Genomic DNA, 21238 nt, shown 5'->3' with positions numbered 1-21238 from the left:
ATACTGTTCCTAAGCATATTACTCGGCGGGCTTGTTCGAATTCTTTTCGTCCTGCTCGGCCTCGGCCGCCTCTTCGAGCCTCGAAGCAATGAGCTCCTGAATGTCGCCGACCTCTTCCTGAATATCCTCCAGGGGTATGCCGGCTTCGGCAGCCTTGGCCGCGCATTCCCTGGCGAGGGTCTCGGCCTGCTTCTCGATTCTGGCTGGCGAGGGCTGGCAGTGGACTTTTTCGCCAATCCACCCGCGCAAGAACTCGATCGCGTGTTCACTCATACTGCTGTTTCCCTAGCGGCTGTCCCGATTGGTAATCATAAACGTCGGCATCTTCGAAAAGATGCGTGCTGCCATTCGAGCCGAGTCGGCTTCGCCCGGCAAGCCGAACTTGTCCGAGGTCCACAGAGCCGAAGGGAATGGAGGGTTCAAGGAGCACGTTCTGGTTTTTGAGGACTGATTCTCTCGAGGAAACTCGTTCGACCCGCGCTATTGTTTCTATTTGCTTTTTTTCGGTTTTCAAGCCGTTTTAGATCACGATAGATGTCACAATAGCTAGCACATTTACCGCGCTCTCGCTGGCACGACGTAAAAGGCGAGCCGTCAAAGCCGCCGCTATATAGTGACAACCATTTGCAATGTCGACTCTGCTCGCGGTCCTGCTTCTTTCCGCCGCGCTTGCTGGGAGAGATATGGCGTGACCGGCCTTGCAGTGCAAGCTGCCGAGCGCGTTATGCAAGGCATGCAATAGCGTCTTGTGGAGCCCTGAAGTGCTTGTCTCAGGGTGGCTCTCTACCGCTGGCGGTAAAGGATCATGCCGGCATGATAGAGGACGCCTTCGACGAACTCACCATCCGCGGTGAAGCCCGTATCGTCCCAGTATTCTATGTGGTTGCCCCGCACTTCGTAGCGTCCCTGATAGGCGCTCTCGCGGTCACCGCGCGCTTCGTCATAACGGCCGTTCGGCAGGAGTTCGTGCCTGATATGGCGATCCTCGGTGACCCACAGTCCGACGTAAGGATGATCTTGCTGCGTCATTGGTTCCTCTGCAAGGATTGGAGTTGAAGGAAGGGTCAGGCCGGCTGGAGTTACAGCAAGGGCAATGCCCGTATGCACTGCGGTCAAAGTGGATGGCATCAATGCGCCGCCTTCGTCGGACGCACGACGATCTCGTTGACGTCGACATCGTCGGGCTGTTCGATTGCGTAGCGCACTGCCCTGGCGATGGCACCGGGTTGCAGGGCAATAGCGCGCCAGGTTTTCATGGCGGCGGCAGCGGCTTCGTCGGTGATCGTGTCCGCCAGTTCGCTTTCCACCACACCGGGATGAATGCAGGTTACGCGGATATCATCACTCTCCTGGCGGAGCCCATCGGAAATCGCGCGGACAGCGTATTTCGTTGCGCAATACACGGCAGCCATGGGCGAGACGGCCAGTGCGCCAATGGAACCGATATTGATGATATGCCCGGAGCCACGTGCCGTCATCTCAGGGAGCACCGCCGCGATGCCGTACAGAACACCCTTGACGTTGACGTCCACCATCAGCTCCCACTCGTCGACCTTCATGGCTGCCATGGCCGACAGCGGCATGATGCCCGCATTGTTGACGATGACATCTACCTGGCCCCATTCGGCCCGCGCGGCATCGGCGAATGCTGCGACGTCCGCCCTCTTGGTGACGTCGAGCGCTCGCACGCGAACCGTTCCACCAGCCGCCTCGATTTCTGCCGCAAGCGCTTCAAGGCGGTCGGCGCGCCGCGCGCCGAGCATCAGCTTTGCACCTGCCGCGCCAAGTTCGCGGGCGATGCCAGCACCGATGCCGCTGGAGGCACCGGTGATCAGAACAACTTTGTTCATGGTCATCGTAGACGATCCTTTTGGTTTTGTGATTATTTCACGATGTGAAGGGATGGCGTGCGGATGAGCTCCCGCGGCGCGCCGGCTTTATAGGGGATCACTGGGCGGTGTAGCCGCCATCGACCAGAAGCAACGCCCCGGTGATGAAGCTGGATGCCGGCGAGGCAAGAAAGGCGATGGCCTCGGCAACTTCTTGCGGCTGGCCGATCCGGCCGATCGGATGCGCGTTGCCGAAACTGCGCAGCATCTCCCGGCCATTCTCCACCACACCTTCCATGATGTCGGTTTCGATCACGCCAGGGGCAACGGCGTTGCAGCGAATGCCCATACGCCCATATTCGATCGCGATTACCTTGGTCAGCTGTGCGACAGCCGCCTTGGAGGAGGCATAGGCCGCCTGCGTCTCGAAGGCCGCGACGGCCGAGATCGATGAGACATTGACGATCGCGCCGCCACCACCGGCGGCCATCAGTTCCACAGCGGCACGGGCGGTGACGAAGCTGCCGCGCGCGTTGATCTGCAGAATGCGGTCGTAGTCGTCGACCGAGGTCTCCGTCAGACGTTTGTTGAGCGTGCGACCGGCATTGTTCACGACGATGTCAAGGCGTCCGAAGCGCTTCGCCGCGAGCTCGACCGAGCGTCGGGCCAGATCCTCGTCGACGACGTCGCCGACCAGGGTTGCCACGTCCTCGGCTTCCAATTCGCGTACGGTGTCGCTGAGGTCGCTTGCCACGATCCGGGCACCGCGCGCACGCAGCAGCTCCGCCGTGCAGCGACCGATGCCGCGTGCCGCGCCGGTCACGAGGGCGACTTTTCCATCCAGGTCCCAGGAGGAAGGGAGTGATGTCATGGGATACTCCTTGTCGGTCGGCTTCGGCTTGGATCGGGAGGATCAAGCCTTCTTGCCGTTGCGACAGAGATAGAGCCAGGGCATTGTCGCGATAAGCCGCCTATTGTTAACCTCTAAGGTAAGTGCGGCTAACCAATGGACGTCGATCTCAATGCAATTGCTGTCTTCGTCACGGTCGCTGAGGAACGCAATTTTCGCGCTGCTGCGGACCGGTTGGGCGTGACGCGCTCAGCGGTCAGCCAGAGCATCCTCAGGCTTGAACAGCGTCTGGGGATCGCATTGCTGCAGCGCACGACACGCAGCGTCAACCTGACCGAAGCGGGCGAGCGCCTGTTGGCGAGCGTCGCACCGGCAATCGCCGACGTGAACGCGGCAGTCGAAGCCACCACGGAGTTTCTGGACCGCCCGCGCGGCCGCCTGCGGATCGCGGTTTCGTCTATCGCAGAGACCTTTCTGTCAGGACCGTTGCTGGCGTCCTTTACCGAAACGTTTCCCGAGGTGCATCTGGACATCGTGGTGACAGACGAGGAATTCGACATCGTTGCCGAAGGCTATGATGCCGGAGTCAGGCTCGGCGAAGTGATCGAGCAGGACATGATTGCCGTGCCGGTATCGGGCGATCAGCGGCAGATGGCCGTCTGCGCCCCGCGCTATCTCGAAAAGTTCGGAGCACCCGCCCATCCGCGCGAGCTTGTGGCTCATCGCTGTATCGGCTGGCGGCCGGCGCCGGGAGTTTCGCCCTATCGGTGGGAGTTTGGCGAGGACGGGCGCGAATTCGACGTGGCGGTTGCGCCCGAGATCACGACCAACGACATGTGGCTGATGATCCGGCTGGCCGTTGCAGGCGCCGGGATCACGTTCGGCATGGCGGATACATTCCGCCCCTGGATCGACCGCGGCGAGCTTGTACCAATCCTCGACGGCTATTTCCCGCCGTTTGCTGGTTTCTATCTCTATTTCCCCAGCCGACGGAATGTCGCGCCGAAGCTGAGAGCCCTCGTGGACCACCTGCGCGGCGCGCGTCAGGCGCGGGACCCTGGGTGAGGCAACCGGTCATAAGACCGCTTTAGCAGTATTTTGCCGGTCAGAAGTGTAGTTGAAAGGTGATGGTACCGTTGGCTGGGATCGAACCAGCGACCTCCGGATCCACAATCCGGCGCTCTAACCATCTGAGCTACAACGGCACGTTTTGCCAGAGCGGGATCGAGATGAAACGTTCGGGACCCGCTCTGTCGTTCGGCGATGCGTCCATACGGGCTATCGGAGTTTAATTCAAGGCTTTTGGCAAGGCAAAAGCTCGCTCCGGCATCGCGTCATTTTCCGCCGGACAAAGAAAAGGCCGGCGGGAGGAGGTGCCGGCCTTTTCCTGTTACGAGCCAGCGGGAGGAGGTGCTGGCTGGTTACCCCGGTGAGCAGAGGGAGGAGGTTCCACTCGCCGGGTATTCGTTTGAACGACTATATCGCACATCTATTTGTCTGACGAAATGCGACCTTTTGATGCATCGTCAAACTGTGTGCAAATATTAGGCGATCTTGATTTCTTTCACGGCCTTCTCGAAGGCGGTCTTGATCGGCTTGGATACGTCCTCGGCCGCCTTGGCAGCAACCGCCTGGAAGTCCTTGGCCTGCTCGACGGTCATTTCGACGCGCTTGCGCAGGAAAGCGGTCTGCAACTCGACGACTTCCGACAGCGACTTGGCGCCGATCAGCGCTTCGAAATGCGAGAAGCCGGCTTCGGCATTGGCGCGCAGGGCGGCGATGGTCTTGAGCGACAGGTCGCTGGAAACGGACTTGGCGGTCTCGTAGGTCGACTCCAGAGCCTTCTGGGTCTCCTCGGCGCCGGTCTTCAGCTTGGCATAGGCCTCTTTCGACTGCTCGACGCCCTTTTCGGCGAAAGCGCGGATCTGGTCGGTGGCCTTGGAAGCGTCGAAGCTCGGGAATTCGGCGTTTTCGATCGTTTCAGCGGTCTTGGTCCTGGACATTTTCCATCCTTTTCAGCGGCAGCGGCTTTGACGAAAAGCCGTCTCGTTCATGTATCATGGCAATATAAAGGCAATTTTTGTGCATTGCAACATGTTTGTTGCATCGCACCATATATTATTTATTCGTGGCGTTAACCACGCGCCTAGAGATTCCATTGGTTGCACGCTATGACTTGTGGACCTTCGCGCCGTCGGCTTTTATTAACAAAGCGTTAACCGCAAATTGCCCGCTCTGTGAGGGTCGCCAAACGCATGCCGGCTGAAAACTACTCCTTCCTCGATGTCGCCGTGCTCGACCCGGTCCGCCTGCGCTTCGCCGCAGGCGACGCGATCGCTATTCTGTCGGCCGATCTCGAGCAGGTGATCTGGGCCAACGGCCCCGGCGCAGCGGTATTCGGCTATCCCGACATCGGCGCGATCATCGGCGCCTCGGCAGGTTTGCCGCTGATCGCCAGGCGCCAGATCATGGCAACCAGCGGTTTTCCGCAGATCGGCCGCGACCGTGCCATCACGGTCCGGCTGGCGACCGGCCTGACCAGCCGCGCGGTCGGCTTCCTGGCCAGCGCAGTGACCATGCCCGATGGCGAGGAAGCAATCATGCTGGCGCTGCCGGCGGCGCAGACCGGCTCGCGCAGCGCGGCCGAGATCGCCGATCGCGCCATCGGTGGTTTTACGGAAGACGGCCACTACATCGCCTTTGTCGACGCCAAGGGCAATATCGACGCCGCATCGGACGGCTTTTCGGCACTCGGCATCCGGCCTGAGACGCTGGCCGCGCTTGTCGCCGACGTGGCGAACGAGAGCGACCGCATCGTCAAGCGCCTGGTCCCAGGCGGATCCAGCTCCTATCCGGCGGGCCTTGCCCGGCTGACGGACGAGCGGCACCTGCTGGTGGTGATCGACGAGGACCGGTTCGACGGCGAGGCCCCTGATGGCGAGCGCGCCGGGGGGGAAACCGGCAGCGAAGCAGCAACGGCACCGAGCGGTGGCGATCTTCCCCAGCCGACGGGCCAAGACAACGAGCCGCCAATCGCCAGAATGGGCGCGGCGGAGATCAACCTTGCAGCGATGGAAGGCACCTCAGCATCGGCGGAGCACGAAGCTGTCGACGCGGCTGACAATCAACACACGGTTGGCGAAACGCCAACGCAGCATGATCATTGGTACTTCAATGCCGGCGACGACGCGCAGGTCCCGCCCGGGGCAGCTGCGTCCGGCAAAGCCGAGAACAGCCCGGACGCTTCGCAGGCCGGCGCGGATACTTCGCCGGAAAGCGCCGCAAAAGCCACCAAAGCCGCCTCCCCGGCCGAACGCCGCGCTTCGGCGATCGATCGCACCGCCGCGCCCATGCGTTTCGTCTGGCGTACCGACGCGGAGGGCCGGTTCAGCGCCCTGTCGCCGGAATTTGCCGAGCTTGTCGGCAGGCCTGCCGCCGACGTGATCGGCCGCCGCTTCGAGGATGTTTCGGCCGCCTATGGCCTCGATGCTTCTGGCGAGATTGCCGGCCTGCTCGAACGGCGCGACACCTGGTCCGGCCGCTCCGTGCTGTGGCCGGTCGCCGGCACCGATCTGAAGATACCCGTCGATCTGGCGGCGCTCCCGGTTTACAGCCGCAGCCGGGTTTTCGAAGGTTTTCGCGGCTTCGGCGTCGCCAGGAGCGGCGATGCGGTGGTCGATCCGGATGCCGTCGGCATGGCCCTTGTCGCCGAGGAGAAGCCCGCCGCGAGCGTTGGGCCGGAAGCCGTCGAACCTGCCCCGGCGACACCGAAACCCGCCGATCCGTTCAGGGGCGAAGTGCCGGCGTTGACCATCGTGCCAAAGCCCGAGCGGCGCTTTGCCGACAAGGTGATCCGGCTGGCCGAGCACCGGCAGCCGGCCAACGACAAGGGCCTGTCGACGCTGGAACGCAGCGCGTTTCGCGAGATTGGCGAGCGTCTCAAGAAGGACAGCACCCCGGCCGAAGAACAGCCCAGCGCCGGAAAGCAGAAGCCGGTTGAGAAAGTCGAGGCAGCCGGCAATGCCGACGAGCCAAAGCTGAAAGGAGCCGGCCCGACGGACAAGGGTGAGATGCCGGAACCAGGTCCGGAAAGCGGGGCGGCTGCCGCCGAACCGCCCGAGGCCGATGCCGAGGACCAGAAGGACCTCGCCCGGCTCGACGGCGAGCAGCCGGATGAGGCGGTAGCAGAGGCGCAAGCCGGCGAACCCGTCACACGCCCTGTTTCCGGATCGCTGCTCGACTATGCCGACCGCGAACCCAGCGATGAAGCGCAGGAAGGCGATGAGCCCAGCACGGACCGTCGAACGATCGTCGCCGAAGCGCCGCGGGATGGCGACGACGATAGCATGACGGCCGAAGATTTCCGTGACGCCGAGGACAGTGAGGATTGGTCCGAGGACAGCGCAGCCGACGCTGCCGGCCAGGTGCCGCCCGTCGAGCGGCCGCAGGCACCACCGCTCAAACTCGACGGCTTCGTGCCGTCGGCGTTTGCCGGAGCGGACAACAAGGGGCCGGATACCTCGATCCTCGGCAAGCTACCGGTGCCGGTGCTTATCCATTCCGGCGATCAACTGTACTACGCGAACGACGAATTCCTCGGCTTGACCGGCTATGCGACGCTCAACGCCCTGGACGAGGCGGGCGGGCTCGGCGCGCTGTTTGCCGACCCTTATGCCGACGACGGCAGTTCGGAGGGCGGCGACCGCGCATTACGGCTGAGGACGCGCGACGGTCAGGAGTTTCCGATCGACGCGATTTTGCGCTCCGTCCCGTGGGGGAACGGCAAGGCACTGATGCTGGTCGTACGCCGTTCCGGCGACGACGAAGCATCAGCCATTCCGCATGGCGCTGCCGACGACCAAACGCAGCCGGATGTTTCCGAGCTCAAGGCGCGCATTGCCGAAATGCGCACCATCATCGACACCGCCACCGACGGCGTCGTGCTGATCGGCCGTAACGGAACGATCCGTTCAATTAGCCGTCCGGCGGAAGCGCTGTTTGGCTTCGACAGCGACGAGGTGACCGGCAAGCCGTTCGTCTCGCTGTTTGCGATCGAAAGCCAGCGCGCGGCGCGTGACTATCTCGAGGGGTTGTCGGAGCCCGGCGTTGCAAGCGTGATGAACGATGGCCGCGAGGTGATCGGGCGCGAGGCGCAGGGGCGTTTCATTCCGCTGTTCATGACCATCGGCAGGCTGCCCAACGACAGCGGCTTCTGTGCGGTGGTGCGCGATATCACCCAGTGGAAGCGGGCCGAAGAGGACTTGACCCAGGCGCGCGCGGTCGCCGAACGCGCCTCGTCGCAGAAGACCGATTTTCTGGCCCGCATCAGCCACGAGATCCGCACGCCGCTCAACGCCATCATCGGCTTTTCCGAGCTGATGGTCGACGAGAAATTCGGGCCGGTGGCCAATGACCGCTATCGCGACTATCTGCGCGACATCAACCGTTCGGGCAACCACGTGCTCGATCTGGTCAACGACCTGCTCGACATTTCGAAAATCGAGGCAGGCCAGCAGGAGATGGCCTACGAGGCGGTGTCGCTTAACGACACGCTGGCCGAAACCGTGGCGATGATGCAGCCGCAAGCCAACCGGGAACGCGTCATCATCCGCTCCAGCTTCGCCTCGCGGCTGCCGGAAGTGGTGGCCGATCTGCGCAGCGTTCGGCAGATCGCGCTCAACATCCTGTCGAACGCCGTCCGCTACACGCAGGCCGGCGGCCAGGTTATCGTGTCGACGGCCTACGAACTCTCCGGCGATGTCGTCATGCGCGTGCGCGATACCGGCATCGGCATGAGCCCGTCCGAGATCGAGCAGGCGCTGAAGCCGTTCAAGCAGATCAATGCGCTGAAGCGCGGCCGCGGCGACGGCACCGGTCTTGGGCTGCCGCTGACCAAGGCGATGGTCGAAGCGAACCGGGCCCGGTTCACCATCAACTCGACGCCCGGCGAGGGAACCCTGGTCGAAGTCGCCTTTCCCTCGACCCGTGTGCTCGCCGGTTAGCTATGGTTGCGCAAAGAAAAAAGGCGTCCAACAGGACGCCTTGAATGATAGGATTGCTGTCACAACGGGGCTTGAGCGAATCAGATCCTCTCGGGGCTAAGAGGAACGGGATTTCTCCCTCAAGTTACGCACGACTATCGATGCCGGGCCTTAACAAATCCTTACCGGCACGCCGGAAAGTTTACCAATGTGTACCACTCATGAAATCTAGGTAAATTCCGAAGAGATAATTTGTTAACGATACCTGAGACCTCAAAACGGCTCCCGCCTTGGATCCCGGGTCAGTCGGCAAGCTGCGGCAGGTTGCGGAACAGCTCGAGCGCTTCGGGATTGGCGAGCGCTTCCTTGTTCTTGATGGCGCGGCCATGCACCATGTCGCGTACCGCGAGCTCGGTGATCTTGCCCGATTTGGTGCGCGGAATATCGCTGACGGCGACGATCTTGGCCGGCACGTGGCGCGGGCTCGCCCCGATGCGGATTTTCGCGCGGATGCGTTTTTCCAGCTCGGCATCGAGCTCGACGCCTGCCGCCAGCCGCACGAACAGCACCACGCGAACGTCATTGTCGAAATCCTGGCCGATGCATAGTGCTTCGAGGATTTCCGGCATTTGCTCGACCTGATTGTAGATCTCCGCCGTGCCGATCCTGACACCGCCCGGATTGAGCGTGGCGTCGGAACGGCCATGGATGATCAGGCCGCCATGGGCGGTCCATTCGGCGAAATCGCCGTGGCACCAGACATTGTCGAACCGTTCGAAATAGGCGGCTCGGTATTTCCTGCCGTCAGGGTCGTTCCAGAAGCCGAGCGGCATCGCGGGAAACGCCTTGGTGCAGACGAGCTCGCCCTTCTCCTGGCGGAGCGGCCGGCCGTCATCGTCCCAGACATCGACGGCAAGACCGAGCCCAGGCCCCTGGATCTCGCCGGTCCATACCGGTTCGATCGGCACGCCGAGCACGAAGCAGGAGACGATATCGGTGCCGCCGGAAATCGAAGCCAGATGCACGTCCTTCTTGATGCCTTCGTAGACGAAGCGGAAATCTTCCGGCGATAGCGGCGAGCCGGTCGAGGAGATGGCGCGCACGCTGGAAAGATCATGCGTGCGGATCGGCTTGAGGCCGGCCTTGCGCACGGAATCTATGAATTTGGCCGAGGTGCCGAAATACGTCATCTTCTCGGCATCGGCGAAGTCGAACAGCGTATTGCCGTCCGGGTACAAGGGTGAGCCGTCGTAGAGCAGCAAGGTGGCGCCCGACGCCAGGCCCGACACCAGCCAGTTCCACATCATCCAGCCGCAGGTGGTGAAGTAGAAGAAGCGGTCGCCGTCGAGCAGGCCGGCATGCAGCCGTTCTTCCTTGACGTGCTGGATCAGCGTTCCGCCGGCCGAATGGACAATGCATTTGGGGATGCCGGTCGTGCCGGACGAAAACAGGATGTACAGCGGATGCGAAAACGGCAGCCTCTCGTAGCTGACAGGCCTGGCGGCAAAGGGTGACAGCGCCTCTTCCAGCGCGGCCGCCTTGCCGATGGTCGCCGCGACGTCGAGCGAGGTGCCGAGATAGTCGACAATGAGGACCTTGCGGACGGTGGCGAGCTTGCCCGCCACGGCCGCGATCTTGTCGGCGACTTCGATCGCCTTGCCATTGTACCAGTAGCCGTCCGGCGCGATGAACACGACAGGCTCGATCTGGCCGAACCGGTCGAGAACCCCCTGCTCGCCGAAATCCGGGGAGCAGGACGACCAGACCGCGCCGATCGAGGCGGCCGCCAGCATCGCAGCAACGGTCTCCGGCATGTTGGGCATCATCGCGGCGATGCGGTCGCCCTTCTTCACCTTGAGCGACAGGAAAAGCTGCTGCAGGCGCGAGGTCAGCGCATGCAGCTCGTTCCAGGACAGCCGCCGCTCGACCTTGTCCTCGCCGCGAAAGACGATTGCGTCGCCAAGCCCGGTTTTCTTGAGGAGATTCTCGGCGAAGTTCAGCTTCGCATCAGGGAAGAAGGTCGCGCCGGGCATCTTGTCGCCATCGATCAGCACGCGTTCGCCCTTGTCGCCGACGATGCCACAAAAGTCCCAGACCAAGCTCCAGAAGGTCTCGCGGTCATCGATCGACCAGCGATGCAGGTCGGCATAGGAGGAGAAAGACTCGCCGGCCATGCTCGCCGCGGCGTTCATGAAGGCGGTCATCGGCGCCGCGTCGATCTGCTCTTGCGTCGGGATCCAGAGCGGTGCGTCGTCAGCCATCATTGTTCCTCCGCAGGCTGCATCGCTTATGCAATATCGCGATGCAGCAGAGCAAGATTTTGTTGGACCGCGCCGGTCAGGGTGTGCGCAAATGCCATCGCCGGGCCATAAAGACTTGAAATGCGTCAGCCGTCGGTTACACCCGTCGGGCGATTTTGTCGGAATGGAAGCATACAGGGCGATATGCCATCACCTTTGATCCGACGCGGAATATGGGCGATCGGCGCAGCCGTCATCGTCATCGCGCTGGTCGTCGCAGCCTTGCCGTTGATCGCCTCGACCCGCATCGTACGCGACCGCATCGCATGGGAAATGAGCGCCTGGAGCGGTTTCCGGGTCACCATCGACGGCGCGCCGCGCATCGAGGTCTGGCCGAATTTCCGGGCGATCCTGAGCGACGTGACGCTGTCGCAATGGACAGAGACGGATGCGCCGCCCGTGGTCGAAGCCGAACGGGTCGAGGTCGACCTCTCGGCGATGGCGGCGCTGCGTGGCGACGTGGTGTTTTCGACGGCGCGGCTGGTACGACCGACGATCCGGGTTCAGCGTACCGCGAGCGGGTTTTTCCTGCCTGCGATTCCCAGCGGCGGGCGCATTACGCGTTCGATCGATGCTGCCCGCGCGGTGATCAACACAAATCCCGCCAAGCCGGATCTCGGCAAGCTGCCAACAGATCCGTTCGGCACAGTCGAGTTCAGGGACGGCCGCGTGGTGGCTGCCATCGGCGACAAGGACCAGGAGATATTGAGCAGCCTGAGCGGCCAGGCGAACTGGGCCGCGATGAACAGCAATGCGACGCTGTCGGCGACCGGGATATGGCGCGGCGAAAGTGTTGCCATCGACGCCGCATCGCCGAACCCGCTTGTGTTGTTTGGTGGCGGCACAGCACCGGTCACGTTTTCCTTCAAGGCGGCGCCGGCCAGTTTTTCATTCGACGGCCGCGCCAGCATGTCGGAAAACGGCTATTTCGACGGCCAGGCAAAATTCGCCGCACCTTCGCTCCGACGCGTGCTCGAATGGTCGCAGGCCGGCATCGCGCCCGGTGCGGCAATCGGCTCGATCTCGGTTTCAAGCAAGATCACGGCGACGGCCGGGCGCGTCAAATTCGAAAACACCGCCCTGACCCTCGACAACAACCCCGGAATGGGCGCGCTGGACTTCACCTACGGCGAGGCATTGCCGGTGATCTCCGGCACACTTGCCTTCGATACGCTCGACCTCAGATCATTTCTTTCCGCCTTTGCCCCGGTGCCATCGGCCGGCGGCACCGATCCGGGCGAAATCGATACGAGCTTCGCCGACCGGATCAATCTCGATCTCAGGCTGTCGGCGGCGCATGCCACGGCCGGCGCCATCCAGCTTGCCGAGGTCGCCGCCACCGCCCAGGTCAAGAACGGCCTTGCCGTCTTCGACATCTCGGATGCATCCGCCTTTGGCGGCAACGTCCAGAGCAGCGTCCGTTTCGACCGCAAGCCCGCCGGCACCGAAGTCGAGATCCGGCTGCTTGCTTCCGATATCGACGGCGGCGCTTTCGGCACCGCGGCCGGGATGACACGGCTGGTGCCGATCGGCACTGGAACCGTTTCGGTCATCCTCAAGGGGCCTGGCAGAACCTGGGACTCGATTTTCGAAAACGCCAATGGCTCGCTGTCCGCGACGTTCGGCGCGGGTGCGCTGAGCCGGCTTAACCTGCCGGCGTTCCTCAAGCACACCGAACAGGGCGGATTCTTCGCGCTGGACGACGTCTCGGACGGAACGCTGCCGATCGACGGGGCAGAGCTCAAGGCGAGCATTTCGAACGGCGTGGCACGCATCGACAAGGCCGAGGTGAATTCCGCGCAATACAAGATCTGGCTTTCCGGCATTGCATCCTATGCCGGACGCGGGCTGGCACTGTCCGGCGGCATCGTCCGGCCGAGCCAGGCTGCCACGCAGACGAACGCCCAGGGACCCAATCAGTCGTCGTTCTTCGTCGGCGGCACGTGGAGCACGCCGTTCATCTCGCCGATAAGCCGCGGCGTTTCGGGAGAGTAAGCAGCAGCAGCAGCAGCTTCAACCGCGCTGCGCGGCCTGCTCGTCGCGCTGGCGCTGCACTTCGCGGCTCTTGTTGACAAGCGAAGCGATGATCACACCGACGGCGACAACGGCGATCAGGATGGTGCAGGCGGCGTTGATTTCCGGCGTCACGCCGAGGCGAACTTGGCTGTAGATCTTCATCGGCAGTGTCGTGGCGCCGGGACCCGAGGTGAAGCTGGCAATAACCAGGTCGTCGAGCGAGAGCGTGAAGGCCAGCATCCAGCCGGAGACGATCGCCGGCATGATGACCGGCAGCGTGATCTGGAAGAAGGTCCTTACCGGCGGTGCACCGAGGTCCATCGCGGCTTCTTCCAGTGACCGATCGAAGGTGATCAGGCGCGACTGCACCACCACCGCGACGAAGCACATGGTCAGCGTGGTGTGGGCAAGCGTCACCGTCAGAAAGCCGCGGTCGAGGCCGACGGCGACGAAGAGCAGCAGCAGCGACAGGCCGGTGATGACTTCGGGCATGACCAGCGGCGCAAACACCATGCCCGAAAACAGAAGCCGGCCGCGAAAGCGCGTGTAGCGTGTCAAGGTGAGCGCCGCCAGCGTGCCGAGCACGGTCGCCACGGTTGCCGAGATGACGCCGACCCGGGCCGTCACCCAGGTGGCGTCCATCAGACCCCGGTTGTGGAACAGCGAGACGTACCATTTCGTCGAGAAGCCGCCCCAGACGGTGACCAGCTTCGACTCGTTGAAAGAGAACACGACGAGCAGGACGATCGGCAGGTAGAGAAAGGCAAAGCCGAGCACGATCGAAATGACGTTGAAGCGGCTCCAGGTGGCGTTCATTGGTCCTGCTCCTGAGCACGCGCCTGGGCCCGCTGGAAAATCATGATCGGCACGATCAGCAGCAGCAGCAGGATGACGGCAACGGCGGACGACACGGGCCAGTCACGGTTGGCGAAGAACTCGTTCCACAGCGTCCTGCCGATCATCAGCGTCTGCGAGCCGCCGAGCAGGTCGGGAATGACGAACTCACCGACGGCGGGAATGAACACCAGGAGGCAGCCGGCGATGACGCCGGGCAGCGACAGCGGAAAGGTGATCTTCCAGAAGGCGCTGGTCGGCGGGCACCCGAGATCCTTCGCCGCCTCGATCAGCGTATGGTCCATCTTCTCCAACGACGAATAGAGCGGCAGCACCATGAACGGCAGATAGGAGTAGACGATACCGATGAAGATAGCCGTATAGGTGTTGAGGATGATCAGCGGCTGGCTGATGATGCCGCTGGCGAGCAGCAGCTGGTTGAGCAGGCCCTCGGGCTTGAGGATGCCGATCCAGGCATAGACACGGATCAGGAACGAGGTCCAGAACGGCAGGATCACCAGCATCAGCAAGGTCGGGCGGATCGTCGCCGGAGCGCGCGCCATGCCATAGGCAATGGGATAGCCGACAAGCAATGTCAGGACCGTCGAGATGGCGGCGACGACGACGCTCGTCACATAGGCGTTGAAGTAGAGCGCATCCTTCGTCAGCCACGTGTAGTTGTCGAAATTGAGCGCGCCAACCCCCGAGATGAACCCGGAAATGCCGCCGCGGAAATCGAGCACCGGAGTATAGGGCGGCATGGCGATCGCCGTCTGCGACAGCGAAATCTTGAAGACGATGATGAACGGGACAAGAAAGAAGAACAGCAGCCAGAGATAGGGGACGATAATGACGAGACGGCTAACGAAAGCCGCGCTCAGCCTGGCCGAGGCGGATTTGCCGGCAGCATTTGCCGGAGAGCTTGTTGCGGCAGTGACAGCGGACATGATCAATTCCTACCGTGTCAGCACGACGCCGGCGTCAGGGCGGAAGGAAATCCAGGCGCGGTCGTTCCAGCTCAGCGGATCCTCGGTGAGGCGTGCCGCGTTCATGGTGCTTGCCCGCACCACCTGACCATCGTCCAGCCTGACGTGATAGACGGTCATGTCACCGAGATAGGCGATATCGTAGACCTCGCCCTGGATGGCATTGACGGCACCGGCGGGTTTCGTCGAGGACACCTTGATCTTCTCCGGCCTGATGGCGAAGGTAACGGATGTCCCGGCGGCGGCACTACCGGCGTTTTCAGTTCGGATGGTGATGCCGTTGCCGGCATCGATGCTTGCGCTGCCGGCCTCGCCAGCCGCGATCCTGCCGTCGAACATATTCACGTTGCCGACGAAGCCGGCGACGAAGCGCGAGCCCGGCGCTTCGTAGACCTCGGCCGGTGTCGCCACCTGCATCACCTCGCCCTTGTCGATGATGGCGATGCGGTCGGCCATCGTCATCGCCTCTTCCTGGTCATGGGTGACGACGACGAAGGTGAGGCCGAGATTCTGCTGCAGGTCCATCAGCTCAAACTGGGTTTCCTCGCGCAGCTTCTTGTCCAGCGCGCCAAGCGGCTCGTCGAGCAGCAAGACTTTCGGGCGCTTTGCCACCGAGCGCGCGAGCGCGACGCGCTGGCGCTGGCCGCCCGACAATTGGTGCGGTTTGCGCTTGGCGAACTGCTCGAGCTTGACCAGCTTCAGCATCTCGGCGACGCGCTTTTCGATATCGGCCTTGACCATGCCTTCCTGCTTGAGGCCGAACGCGATGTTGTTCTCGACCGTCATATGCGGAAACAAGGCGTAGGACTGGAACATCATGTTGACCGGCCGCCGGTAGGGCGGAATGCCGCGCAGATCCTGGCCATCGAGCAGGATGCGGCCGGCGGTCGGCTCCTCGAAGCCGGCAAGCATCCTGAGCAGCGTCGATTTCCCGCAGCCTGAGGCTCCAAGCAAGGCAAAGAATTCGCGTTCGAAGATGGTCAGCGACAGGTTGTTGACCGCCGTGAACTCACCGAATTTCTTGGTGACGTTGTCGAACTGGATGTATGGCTTGGCGTTCGGATCGTTCCATGGCGCGAAATCCCTGCGGATGCTGCCAAGCGATTTCATGTCCCACTCCGTCCTGCTGCTTGCCCCATGAGAAAGCGGGCCCGGCAGCCGGCTGCCGGGGCCTGGTCAGATTGTTATTGGCCAGTGACGATCTTGGTCCAGGTGCGGGTGATGATGCGCTGGGTCTTGGGATCGTAAGGCGAGACGGTGTAGAGCTTCTGCAAGGTGGCGGCGTCTGGATAGATCGCCGGATCTTCCAGGATCGCCTTGTCGATGAACTGCTGCGAAGCCTTGTTGCCGTTGGCGTAGAGCACATAGTTCGACGATTTGGCGATCACTTCGGGCTTCATCATGTAGTTCAGGAACTCATGCGCTTCGGCGACATGCTGCGCGTCGGCCGGGATCGCCATCTGGTCGAACCACATCTGCGCACCTTCCTTCGGCACGGAGTAGCCGATCTCGACGCCCTGCTTGGCTTCGTCGGCGCGGTTGCGGGCCTGGAAGACGTCACCCGACCAGCCAACCGCCAGGCAGATGTCGCCATTGGCAAGAGCGTTGATGTATTCGGACGAGTGGAACTTGCGGATATAGGGCCGGACCTTCAGCAATGTTTCTTCGGCCTTGGCGATCTCATCGGGCGATGTGCTGTTCGGGTCGAGGCCCAGATATTTCAATGCCGCCGGTATGATGTCGGCCGGCGAATCCAGCACATAGACGCCGCAGTCCTTCAATTTGGCCAGGCTTTCGGGATTGAAGAACACGTCCCAGCTGTCGATCTTGTCGGTGCCGAGCGCTGCCTGCACCTTCTTGATGTTGTAGCCGATGCCGACGGTACCCCACATGTAGTTGATCGAATATTCGTTGCCGGGATCATATTTGGCGGTCCGTTCCATGACCGTGTCCCACATATTGGAAATGTTCGGCAGTTTCGACTTGTCGAGCTTCTGGAACACACCCGCCTGGATCTGGCGTGCAAGGAAATTGCCGCTCGGCACGACGACATCGTAGCCGCTGCCGCCGGCGAGCAGCTTCGTTTCCAGGATCTCGTTGGAATCGAAAGTGTCGTAGACGACCTTGATGCCGGTTTCCTTGGTGAAGTCGTCGATGATCGAACTGTCGATATAGTCCGACCAGTTGAACACGTTGACGACGCGATCCTCGGCATGCGCGCCTAAGGTGAAAACTGCCAGAAACGCCGAAGTCGCCGAAAGCCAGAGCGCTTTGCGGGTCATGCTATTCTCCTTTGATGAGTGTTCCGTCGCCAGCTCGTCGCGGCGCTCGCGCGGCTGGGCATTTGCTTCAGGGTATTGGGCTTGCAGGCAGGCGACAAGCGGGAATTGCCGGCGCCATTATGGTTCGGCGACGAGGCGACAGCGAAGACTTGGCGTGGCGTTGCTGGTGTTCCGGCGCCGTCGGAAGCTTTCGCTACGGCGCGGGCAGGGAGACGACGATGTTGTCCGGCCTCGATGCGGCCGGCATGGAGACTTGGCAAGATACGCCTGTCTTGTTGTTGCCGTGATCGCAGCCTGCCCGCGCGGCCGCGACATTGTCAATGGTTCATCTCGCTTTGTCGCGTGCGCTGCATCAATTAGGCGACGGCACACCGGTGACGCCCGCTCGCGCGGGCCGCGTCTGACGCTTGAATTCGAGCCCGATATGGACGAGCAGTGCGGTGACGACGACCGCACCGCCGACGATGGTGCGCGCCGACGGCACCTCGGAATGGATGAGCCAGACCCAGATCGGGCCAAGGATCGGTTCGAACGTGCCGAGCAGCGCCGCGACGGCGGCCGGAACAAGCCGGGCGCCGGTGGCGAAGAAGGCGAGGCCGAGTCCCAGATTGATCACGCCAAAGACAAAGAGAAAGCCCATATCGTGGCTCGAGACGCCGAGGGCCGACCCTTGCGATGCCGCAAAGGCGGCCGCCAGCATCGTGCCGAGGCAAGTCGCCGGGGTCATGCGCACATGGGCAAAGCGGCGCGTGATGACGGTGGCGACCGAGAACATGACGGCGATGAGCAGCGCCAGCCCGTCGCCGATCGGCGATACCGCGCCATCGAGCGATTCCGACACCATGATGGCGACGCCGGCAATGACGGCGGCAATCGCCAACCAGGTCGCCACCGCCACCCGTTCGCGAAACAGCGCCCAGGCAAACAGCGCAGCCAGAAGCGGCACGCCGGCCTGCATCAACAGAATGTTGGCGACGGTGGTATAGGCAAGCGCGACGACGAAAGAGGTCGACGCCGTGGCGAAGCAGAACGCCACCGCAAGGCCGGCCAGGCCCATGCCACGAAACAGCTTCAGCGTGCCACGCCAGCCGTCGCGCCAGACCATGAAGCAGAGCAGGAAGGCAGCGGCCCAGACCGAGCGCCAGAACACCACCGTCCAGCTGTCAGTGTTGTCGATGAAGCGCGCAATTGTGCCGCCAAAACTCCACATCAGCGCCGACAGGAATACCAGCAGGAAACCGACGCGTTCCCCTTGCGGCGACACGATCGGCGAAGCGGCAACCGGAGATGATGCGGTATCGGTCATGGGTGCGACTGTCGGCGAATTCGGAGCAGCACGACGTGCAATGGACGACAGAGACGTGCCTCATTCGCGTAACGCAAAGCAGAAGGCCGGGCGTGATCCAGTTCAATGTTCCGTTTGGCGCACTGATGAGGGCGCCTCGCCCTCGCCCGGCGATGATCCGAGGCGACCTGTCGACGATCGCTTTACGACGTGCCCCTGTTGCCGCGGATAAAGCGCCAGAGACCGGCCAGGGGAACCAGCAGGAGCAGGCCAAACTTTTTCAGCGCGATCAGCGCCACGACCAGAAAACCTGCTTTCGCCGCCAGCTTTCCGGCAATCAGGCCACCGACGCCAATCGCCGCAACCGTATCGACGCCCGGCACGAAATCGGCGTATGTCTTGCCGGTATTGAAGTCCGCGAGGCCAAGCACTTCATCCAGGCTTTGCCTTATCTCCGGCAATTGTTCCACCGTCGCGATATAGCTCATCACGAAGACGCCCTCCCTGCCAAGGAAACGGACGTCGTAGTTGAGCGTATGGGCGGCATCGTTCCCAAATTGCAGCTCCTTGGCCCAGTGAAGGCGCTTGTGGGCCGCGTCATAAACCGGCGGCGACGCCCAGCCGATCAGCGTAATGGGCGCGTAGCCATCCTTTACCCTCTGATCGTTGCCGGACAGAGTGTCTGACTGCATATTGCGCAGCAGTTCATTGTAATCGATGGACGCGGCGTCACTGTCGTCGACGTAACCAATCTTTTCCCAGCGCAGCTCTATCCCCCAATTGTTATCGGCAATGGGATCATGGGAGACTGGAAAGATCATGCCGAGGGCATCAGAACCAGAGTCGGGCGGATTACCCCAGGCTTCGGTGAGGACGGTGAGCGTGTCCTTCTTGTCCAGAAAATAGAACTTGTCCTTGAGATCGAGATGGATGCCTTCGGCAAGATTTATCGCGCCGGTCTTCGGATCGATCTTGTCCAGGAACGCCTTGCCGGCATCATTATACTGTTGATAGGACTTGAAGAAATCCGAGGACTTTTCAGCCAATGCGGGATCGGCCACCGAAAACGCGAGCGCCAAGCCAAGCCAAAAAACTGTCCTGCCCATCATTGATCCCCCGACCGTTGCGCAGTTCTTTTTTTTGATACCGTACTGTCAATGTTGAATCAATATTCGGCTGAATCAATATTTTGGCTGAACCAATATTTTGGCCGACAACAACCAGCTTACTGGTTGCCGCCGCAGGAACAGATGAGGTTCTTCGGTCGAAGATTCAGCCGCAATATTGCTGGAGCCGGATCACTGAAAATCGAATGCCGACAGCCCCGTCACCATCTCATCGAGGCCGAGCGGGCGTGTAACGGGTGGCTCGGCGCGGGCGAGGCAGCCGATGCGCTCGCACAGCCGGCAGGCAGGGCCAACCGGCGTCGCCGTCGCCGTGGCGCTCTGTCCGGTCTTGCCGATGGCGGCGGGCCTCGGCAACGCCGCTCCATAGACGACCTCGTCGCTAAAACCGATGTCGCAGCCGAGCAGCAGCGCGGTGCGGCGCGGCCGCTCGGCAAACGAGCCCGGCGGCCCCTCGAGCGTGCGGGCAATGCAGATAAACGCTGCGCCGTCGGGCATTTCCACCGCCTCGACCAGGATCTGGCCGGGCTGGGCGAAGGCGGCATGGACCGGCAGCCTCGGACAACCGCCGCCGAAGCGGCTTTGCGGAAAGCCGTGGCTGCCCGCCTTGCGGAAGCGATTGCCGGCACTGTCGACCTCGAGCATGAAGAACGGCACACCTGACGCCCCCGGCCGCTGCAGCGTGGCCAGCCGGTTCGCCGCCTGCTCGAACGAAACGCCGAAGCGCGACCGCAACATGTCGATGTCGTAGCGGGTGCGGACCGCAGCGGCGTGAAAAGGCTGATAGGGCATCATCAGAGCGTGCGCGGCATAGCGGCCGAGCTCGAAACGCGCCAGCCGGCGGGCTTCGTCCGTGGTCAGCTTCAGCGCCTGGATCTCGGCGGCGACAGCGACGCTCATCCGGATCAGACAGGCCTCCATAGCCACCTCGCGCAACTGATCGAATGGCGACAGGCGCTCGGACAGGAACAGGCGTTGCGAGTGACGGTCATAGCGACGGCGCCAGTTGGGCATGGTGGCGACCGGCAGTACCTTGACGACGATACCGAATTCACGCCGCAGCCAAGCCTTCAACGCACTGAACAGATCGTCGCCGGGATCGAGCACCGACGTGAATGCCTCGGCTTCCTCTTCGAGCGCGGGAAAATGATTCGGCCGGCGTTCGAAAATCTCATGCACCTCGTCGATCGGCAGCCGGGCACCGGAGAGTGCGGTGGCCTTGCCCTCACGCGCGAGCAGCTCGTTGAGATCCGATAATCGCTTGGCCTGCTCGCGATAGGCGCGAAACAGTTTTATCACAGCGGCGGAAGCGTTGGGCGCCGCCTCGGCAAGCTCGATGAGTTCCTGGTCGCCCGGCAGTTCGCCGGCCAGCAGCGGATCTGAAAACACTTCCTTCAAATCGGCGACCGATCCCCGCGCCTCGCCTTGCAGTTCGTGCGGGTCGACCTTGTAGACGGATGCCAGCCTCAGGATCAGTTGCACCGTCAGCGGCCGCTGGTTGCGCTCGATGAGATTGAGATAGGACGGCGAGATGCCGAGCCCTTCGGCCATCGCCGTCTGGGTTAGCCCCTTGGCGTTGCGGATGCGACGAATGCGCGGCCCGGCGAAGATTTTATGGTCGGCCAATCGACTGCCCTTGACAGAAATTTACATCCGCCGATGGCATTGGCGGCATTTACAATCATGACAGATTTACCGCTCTCATTAGTCAAACACAACACAGGTTTTCTCTTATTTTCTGGCTAATCTGG

16 protein-coding genes and 1 tRNA gene are annotated in these 21238 nt (G+C 62.3%); 3 read left to right on the top strand and 14 right to left on the bottom strand.

Going from position 1 to position 21238, the window contains the following annotated elements; genetic code table 11:
* Positions 1-18: 18 nt before the first annotated feature.
* From NKJ17_RS11885 to NKJ17_RS11870, 4 genes are all read right to left on the bottom strand, one after another.
* Positions 19-273 carry a hypothetical protein gene (locus NKJ17_RS11885; RefSeq protein WP_352475839.1) on the bottom strand — a complete coding sequence of 85 codons (255 nt, stop codon included), beginning with the start codon at positions 271-273 and terminating at the stop codon, positions 19-21.
* Between the two features lie 510 nt (positions 274-783).
* On the bottom strand, positions 784-1128 hold the full coding sequence (locus NKJ17_RS11880; RefSeq protein WP_502896106.1) for an Atu4866 domain-containing protein: 345 nt from the start codon (positions 1126-1128) through the stop codon (positions 784-786).
* Positions 1128-1856, bottom strand: coding sequence for an SDR family oxidoreductase (locus NKJ17_RS11875; protein ID WP_352506905.1), 729 nt, complete (start codon positions 1854-1856; stop codon positions 1128-1130). The genes NKJ17_RS11880 and NKJ17_RS11875 overlap by 1 nt, the downstream gene beginning before the upstream one ends.
* 91 nt (positions 1857-1947) lie before the next feature.
* On the bottom strand, positions 1948-2700 hold the full coding sequence (locus NKJ17_RS11870) for an SDR family NAD(P)-dependent oxidoreductase (RefSeq protein ID WP_352506906.1): 753 nt from the start codon (positions 2698-2700) through the stop codon (positions 1948-1950).
* Between the two features lie 135 nt (positions 2701-2835).
* Between NKJ17_RS11870 and NKJ17_RS11865 the strand changes: the two genes are divergently transcribed.
* Positions 2836-3744 (top strand): LysR family transcriptional regulator, encoded by a 909-nt coding sequence (locus NKJ17_RS11865; protein WP_352506907.1) that lies wholly within the window; start codon positions 2836-2838, stop codon positions 3742-3744.
* Between the two features lie 63 nt (positions 3745-3807).
* Here NKJ17_RS11865 and NKJ17_RS11860 read toward each other — a convergent pair.
* Together NKJ17_RS11860 and NKJ17_RS11855 are read right to left on the bottom strand one after the other, a co-directional pair.
* Positions 3808-3884, bottom strand: a tRNA-His gene (locus tag NKJ17_RS11860).
* A 339-nt stretch (positions 3885-4223) separates the two neighbouring features.
* Positions 4224-4682 (bottom strand): phasin, encoded by a 459-nt coding sequence (locus NKJ17_RS11855; protein ID WP_352506908.1) that lies wholly within the window; start codon positions 4680-4682, stop codon positions 4224-4226.
* Between the two features lie 252 nt (positions 4683-4934).
* Here NKJ17_RS11855 and NKJ17_RS11850 point away from each other — a divergent pair, with 252 nt between their 5' ends.
* Positions 4935-8681, top strand: a complete 3747-nt coding sequence (locus NKJ17_RS11850) for a PAS domain S-box protein (RefSeq protein WP_352688465.1) — start codon at positions 4935-4937, stop codon at positions 8679-8681.
* A gap of 281 nt (positions 8682-8962) precedes the next feature.
* On the opposite strand, the gene NKJ17_RS11845 is transcribed toward NKJ17_RS11850, so the two are convergent.
* The gene (locus tag NKJ17_RS11845; RefSeq protein ID WP_352688463.1) at positions 8963-10921 is read right to left on the bottom strand and encodes an acetoacetate--CoA ligase; all 1959 of its coding nucleotides are present in this window, start codon (positions 10919-10921) and stop codon (positions 8963-8965) included.
* Between the two features lie 183 nt (positions 10922-11104).
* On the opposite strand from NKJ17_RS11845, the gene NKJ17_RS11840 reads away from it, so the two are divergent.
* Positions 11105-12955: an AsmA family protein gene (locus NKJ17_RS11840; RefSeq protein WP_352508669.1), complete on the top strand. Its 1851-nt coding sequence runs from the start codon at positions 11105-11107 to the stop codon at positions 12953-12955.
* 18 nt (positions 12956-12973) lie between these two features.
* Here NKJ17_RS11840 and NKJ17_RS11835 read toward each other — a convergent pair whose 3' ends face one another.
* From NKJ17_RS11835 to NKJ17_RS11805, 7 genes are all read right to left on the bottom strand, one after another.
* The gene (locus tag NKJ17_RS11835) at positions 12974-13792 is read right to left on the bottom strand and encodes an ABC transporter permease (RefSeq protein WP_254819294.1); all 819 of its coding nucleotides are present in this window, start codon (positions 13790-13792) and stop codon (positions 12974-12976) included.
* On the bottom strand, positions 13789-14757 hold the full coding sequence (locus NKJ17_RS11830) for an ABC transporter permease subunit (protein ID WP_352688461.1): 969 nt from the start codon (positions 14755-14757) through the stop codon (positions 13789-13791). Before NKJ17_RS11830 ends, NKJ17_RS11835 begins: the two co-directional genes overlap by 4 nt.
* Positions 14758-14766: 9 nt before the next feature.
* The gene (locus NKJ17_RS11825; protein ID WP_352644202.1) at positions 14767-15906 is read right to left on the bottom strand and encodes an ABC transporter ATP-binding protein; all 1140 of its coding nucleotides are present in this window, start codon (positions 15904-15906) and stop codon (positions 14767-14769) included.
* A gap of 74 nt (positions 15907-15980) precedes the next feature.
* Entirely contained in the window at positions 15981-17078 is a 1098-nt protein-coding gene (locus NKJ17_RS11820; RefSeq protein ID WP_254819291.1) for a polyamine ABC transporter substrate-binding protein, read from the bottom strand.
* Positions 17079-17430: 352 nt separating this feature from the next.
* Positions 17431-18384 carry a DMT family transporter gene (locus tag NKJ17_RS11815; protein ID WP_352508666.1) on the bottom strand — a complete coding sequence of 318 codons (954 nt, stop codon included), beginning with the start codon at positions 18382-18384 and terminating at the stop codon, positions 17431-17433.
* A gap of 182 nt (positions 18385-18566) precedes the next feature.
* A complete protein-coding gene (locus NKJ17_RS11810) occupies positions 18567-19469 on the bottom strand; it encodes a DUF2167 domain-containing protein (protein WP_352508665.1) in 903 nt (300 codons plus the stop codon).
* A gap of 192 nt (positions 19470-19661) precedes the next feature.
* Positions 19662-21113: a helix-turn-helix domain-containing protein gene (locus NKJ17_RS11805; RefSeq protein ID WP_352688458.1), complete on the bottom strand. Its 1452-nt coding sequence runs from the start codon at positions 21111-21113 to the stop codon at positions 19662-19664.
* Between the last annotated feature and the right edge of the window lie 125 nt (positions 21114-21238).

This window comes from Mesorhizobium sp. M0208 (assembly GCF_040322015.1).
In the GTDB taxonomy this organism is placed as follows: domain Bacteria; phylum Pseudomonadota; class Alphaproteobacteria; order Rhizobiales; family Rhizobiaceae; genus Mesorhizobium.
This window is presented reverse-complemented; position numbering and strand designations above follow the sequence as displayed.

Excerpts from the sequence above, each read along its gene's own strand:
- NKJ17_RS11885 (WP_352475839.1), bottom strand. The coding sequence starts at position 273 with ATGAGTGAACACGCGATCGAGTTCTTGCGCGGGTGGATTGGCGAAAAA.
- NKJ17_RS11880 (WP_502896106.1), bottom strand. The coding sequence starts at position 1,128 with ATGCCATCCACTTTGACCGCAGTGCATACGGGCATTGCCCTTGCTGTA.
- NKJ17_RS11875 (WP_352506905.1), bottom strand. The coding sequence starts at position 1,856 with ATGACCATGAACAAAGTTGTTCTGATCACCGGTGCCTCCAGCGGCATC.
- NKJ17_RS11870 (WP_352506906.1), bottom strand. The coding sequence starts at position 2,700 with ATGACATCACTCCCTTCCTCCTGGGACCTGGATGGAAAAGTCGCCCTC.
- NKJ17_RS11865 (WP_352506907.1), top strand. The coding sequence starts at position 2,836 with ATGGACGTCGATCTCAATGCAATTGCTGTCTTCGTCACGGTCGCTGAG.
- NKJ17_RS11855 (WP_352506908.1), bottom strand. The coding sequence starts at position 4,682 with ATGTCCAGGACCAAGACCGCTGAAACGATCGAAAACGCCGAATTCCCG.
- NKJ17_RS11850 (WP_352688465.1), top strand. The coding sequence starts at position 4,935 with ATGCCGGCTGAAAACTACTCCTTCCTCGATGTCGCCGTGCTCGACCCG.
- NKJ17_RS11845 (WP_352688463.1), bottom strand. The coding sequence starts at position 10,921 with ATGGCTGACGACGCACCGCTCTGGATCCCGACGCAAGAGCAGATCGAC.
- NKJ17_RS11840 (WP_352508669.1), top strand. The coding sequence starts at position 11,105 with ATGCCATCACCTTTGATCCGACGCGGAATATGGGCGATCGGCGCAGCC.
- NKJ17_RS11835 (WP_254819294.1), bottom strand. The coding sequence starts at position 13,792 with ATGAACGCCACCTGGAGCCGCTTCAACGTCATTTCGATCGTGCTCGGC.
- NKJ17_RS11830 (WP_352688461.1), bottom strand. The coding sequence starts at position 14,757 with ATGTCCGCTGTCACTGCCGCAACAAGCTCTCCGGCAAATGCTGCCGGC.
- NKJ17_RS11825 (WP_352644202.1), bottom strand. The coding sequence starts at position 15,906 with ATGAAATCGCTTGGCAGCATCCGCAGGGATTTCGCGCCATGGAACGAT.
- NKJ17_RS11820 (WP_254819291.1), bottom strand. The coding sequence starts at position 17,078 with ATGACCCGCAAAGCGCTCTGGCTTTCGGCGACTTCGGCGTTTCTGGCA.
- NKJ17_RS11815 (WP_352508666.1), bottom strand. The coding sequence starts at position 18,384 with ATGACCGATACCGCATCATCTCCGGTTGCCGCTTCGCCGATCGTGTCG.
- NKJ17_RS11810 (WP_352508665.1), bottom strand. The coding sequence starts at position 19,469 with ATGGGCAGGACAGTTTTTTGGCTTGGCTTGGCGCTCGCGTTTTCGGTG.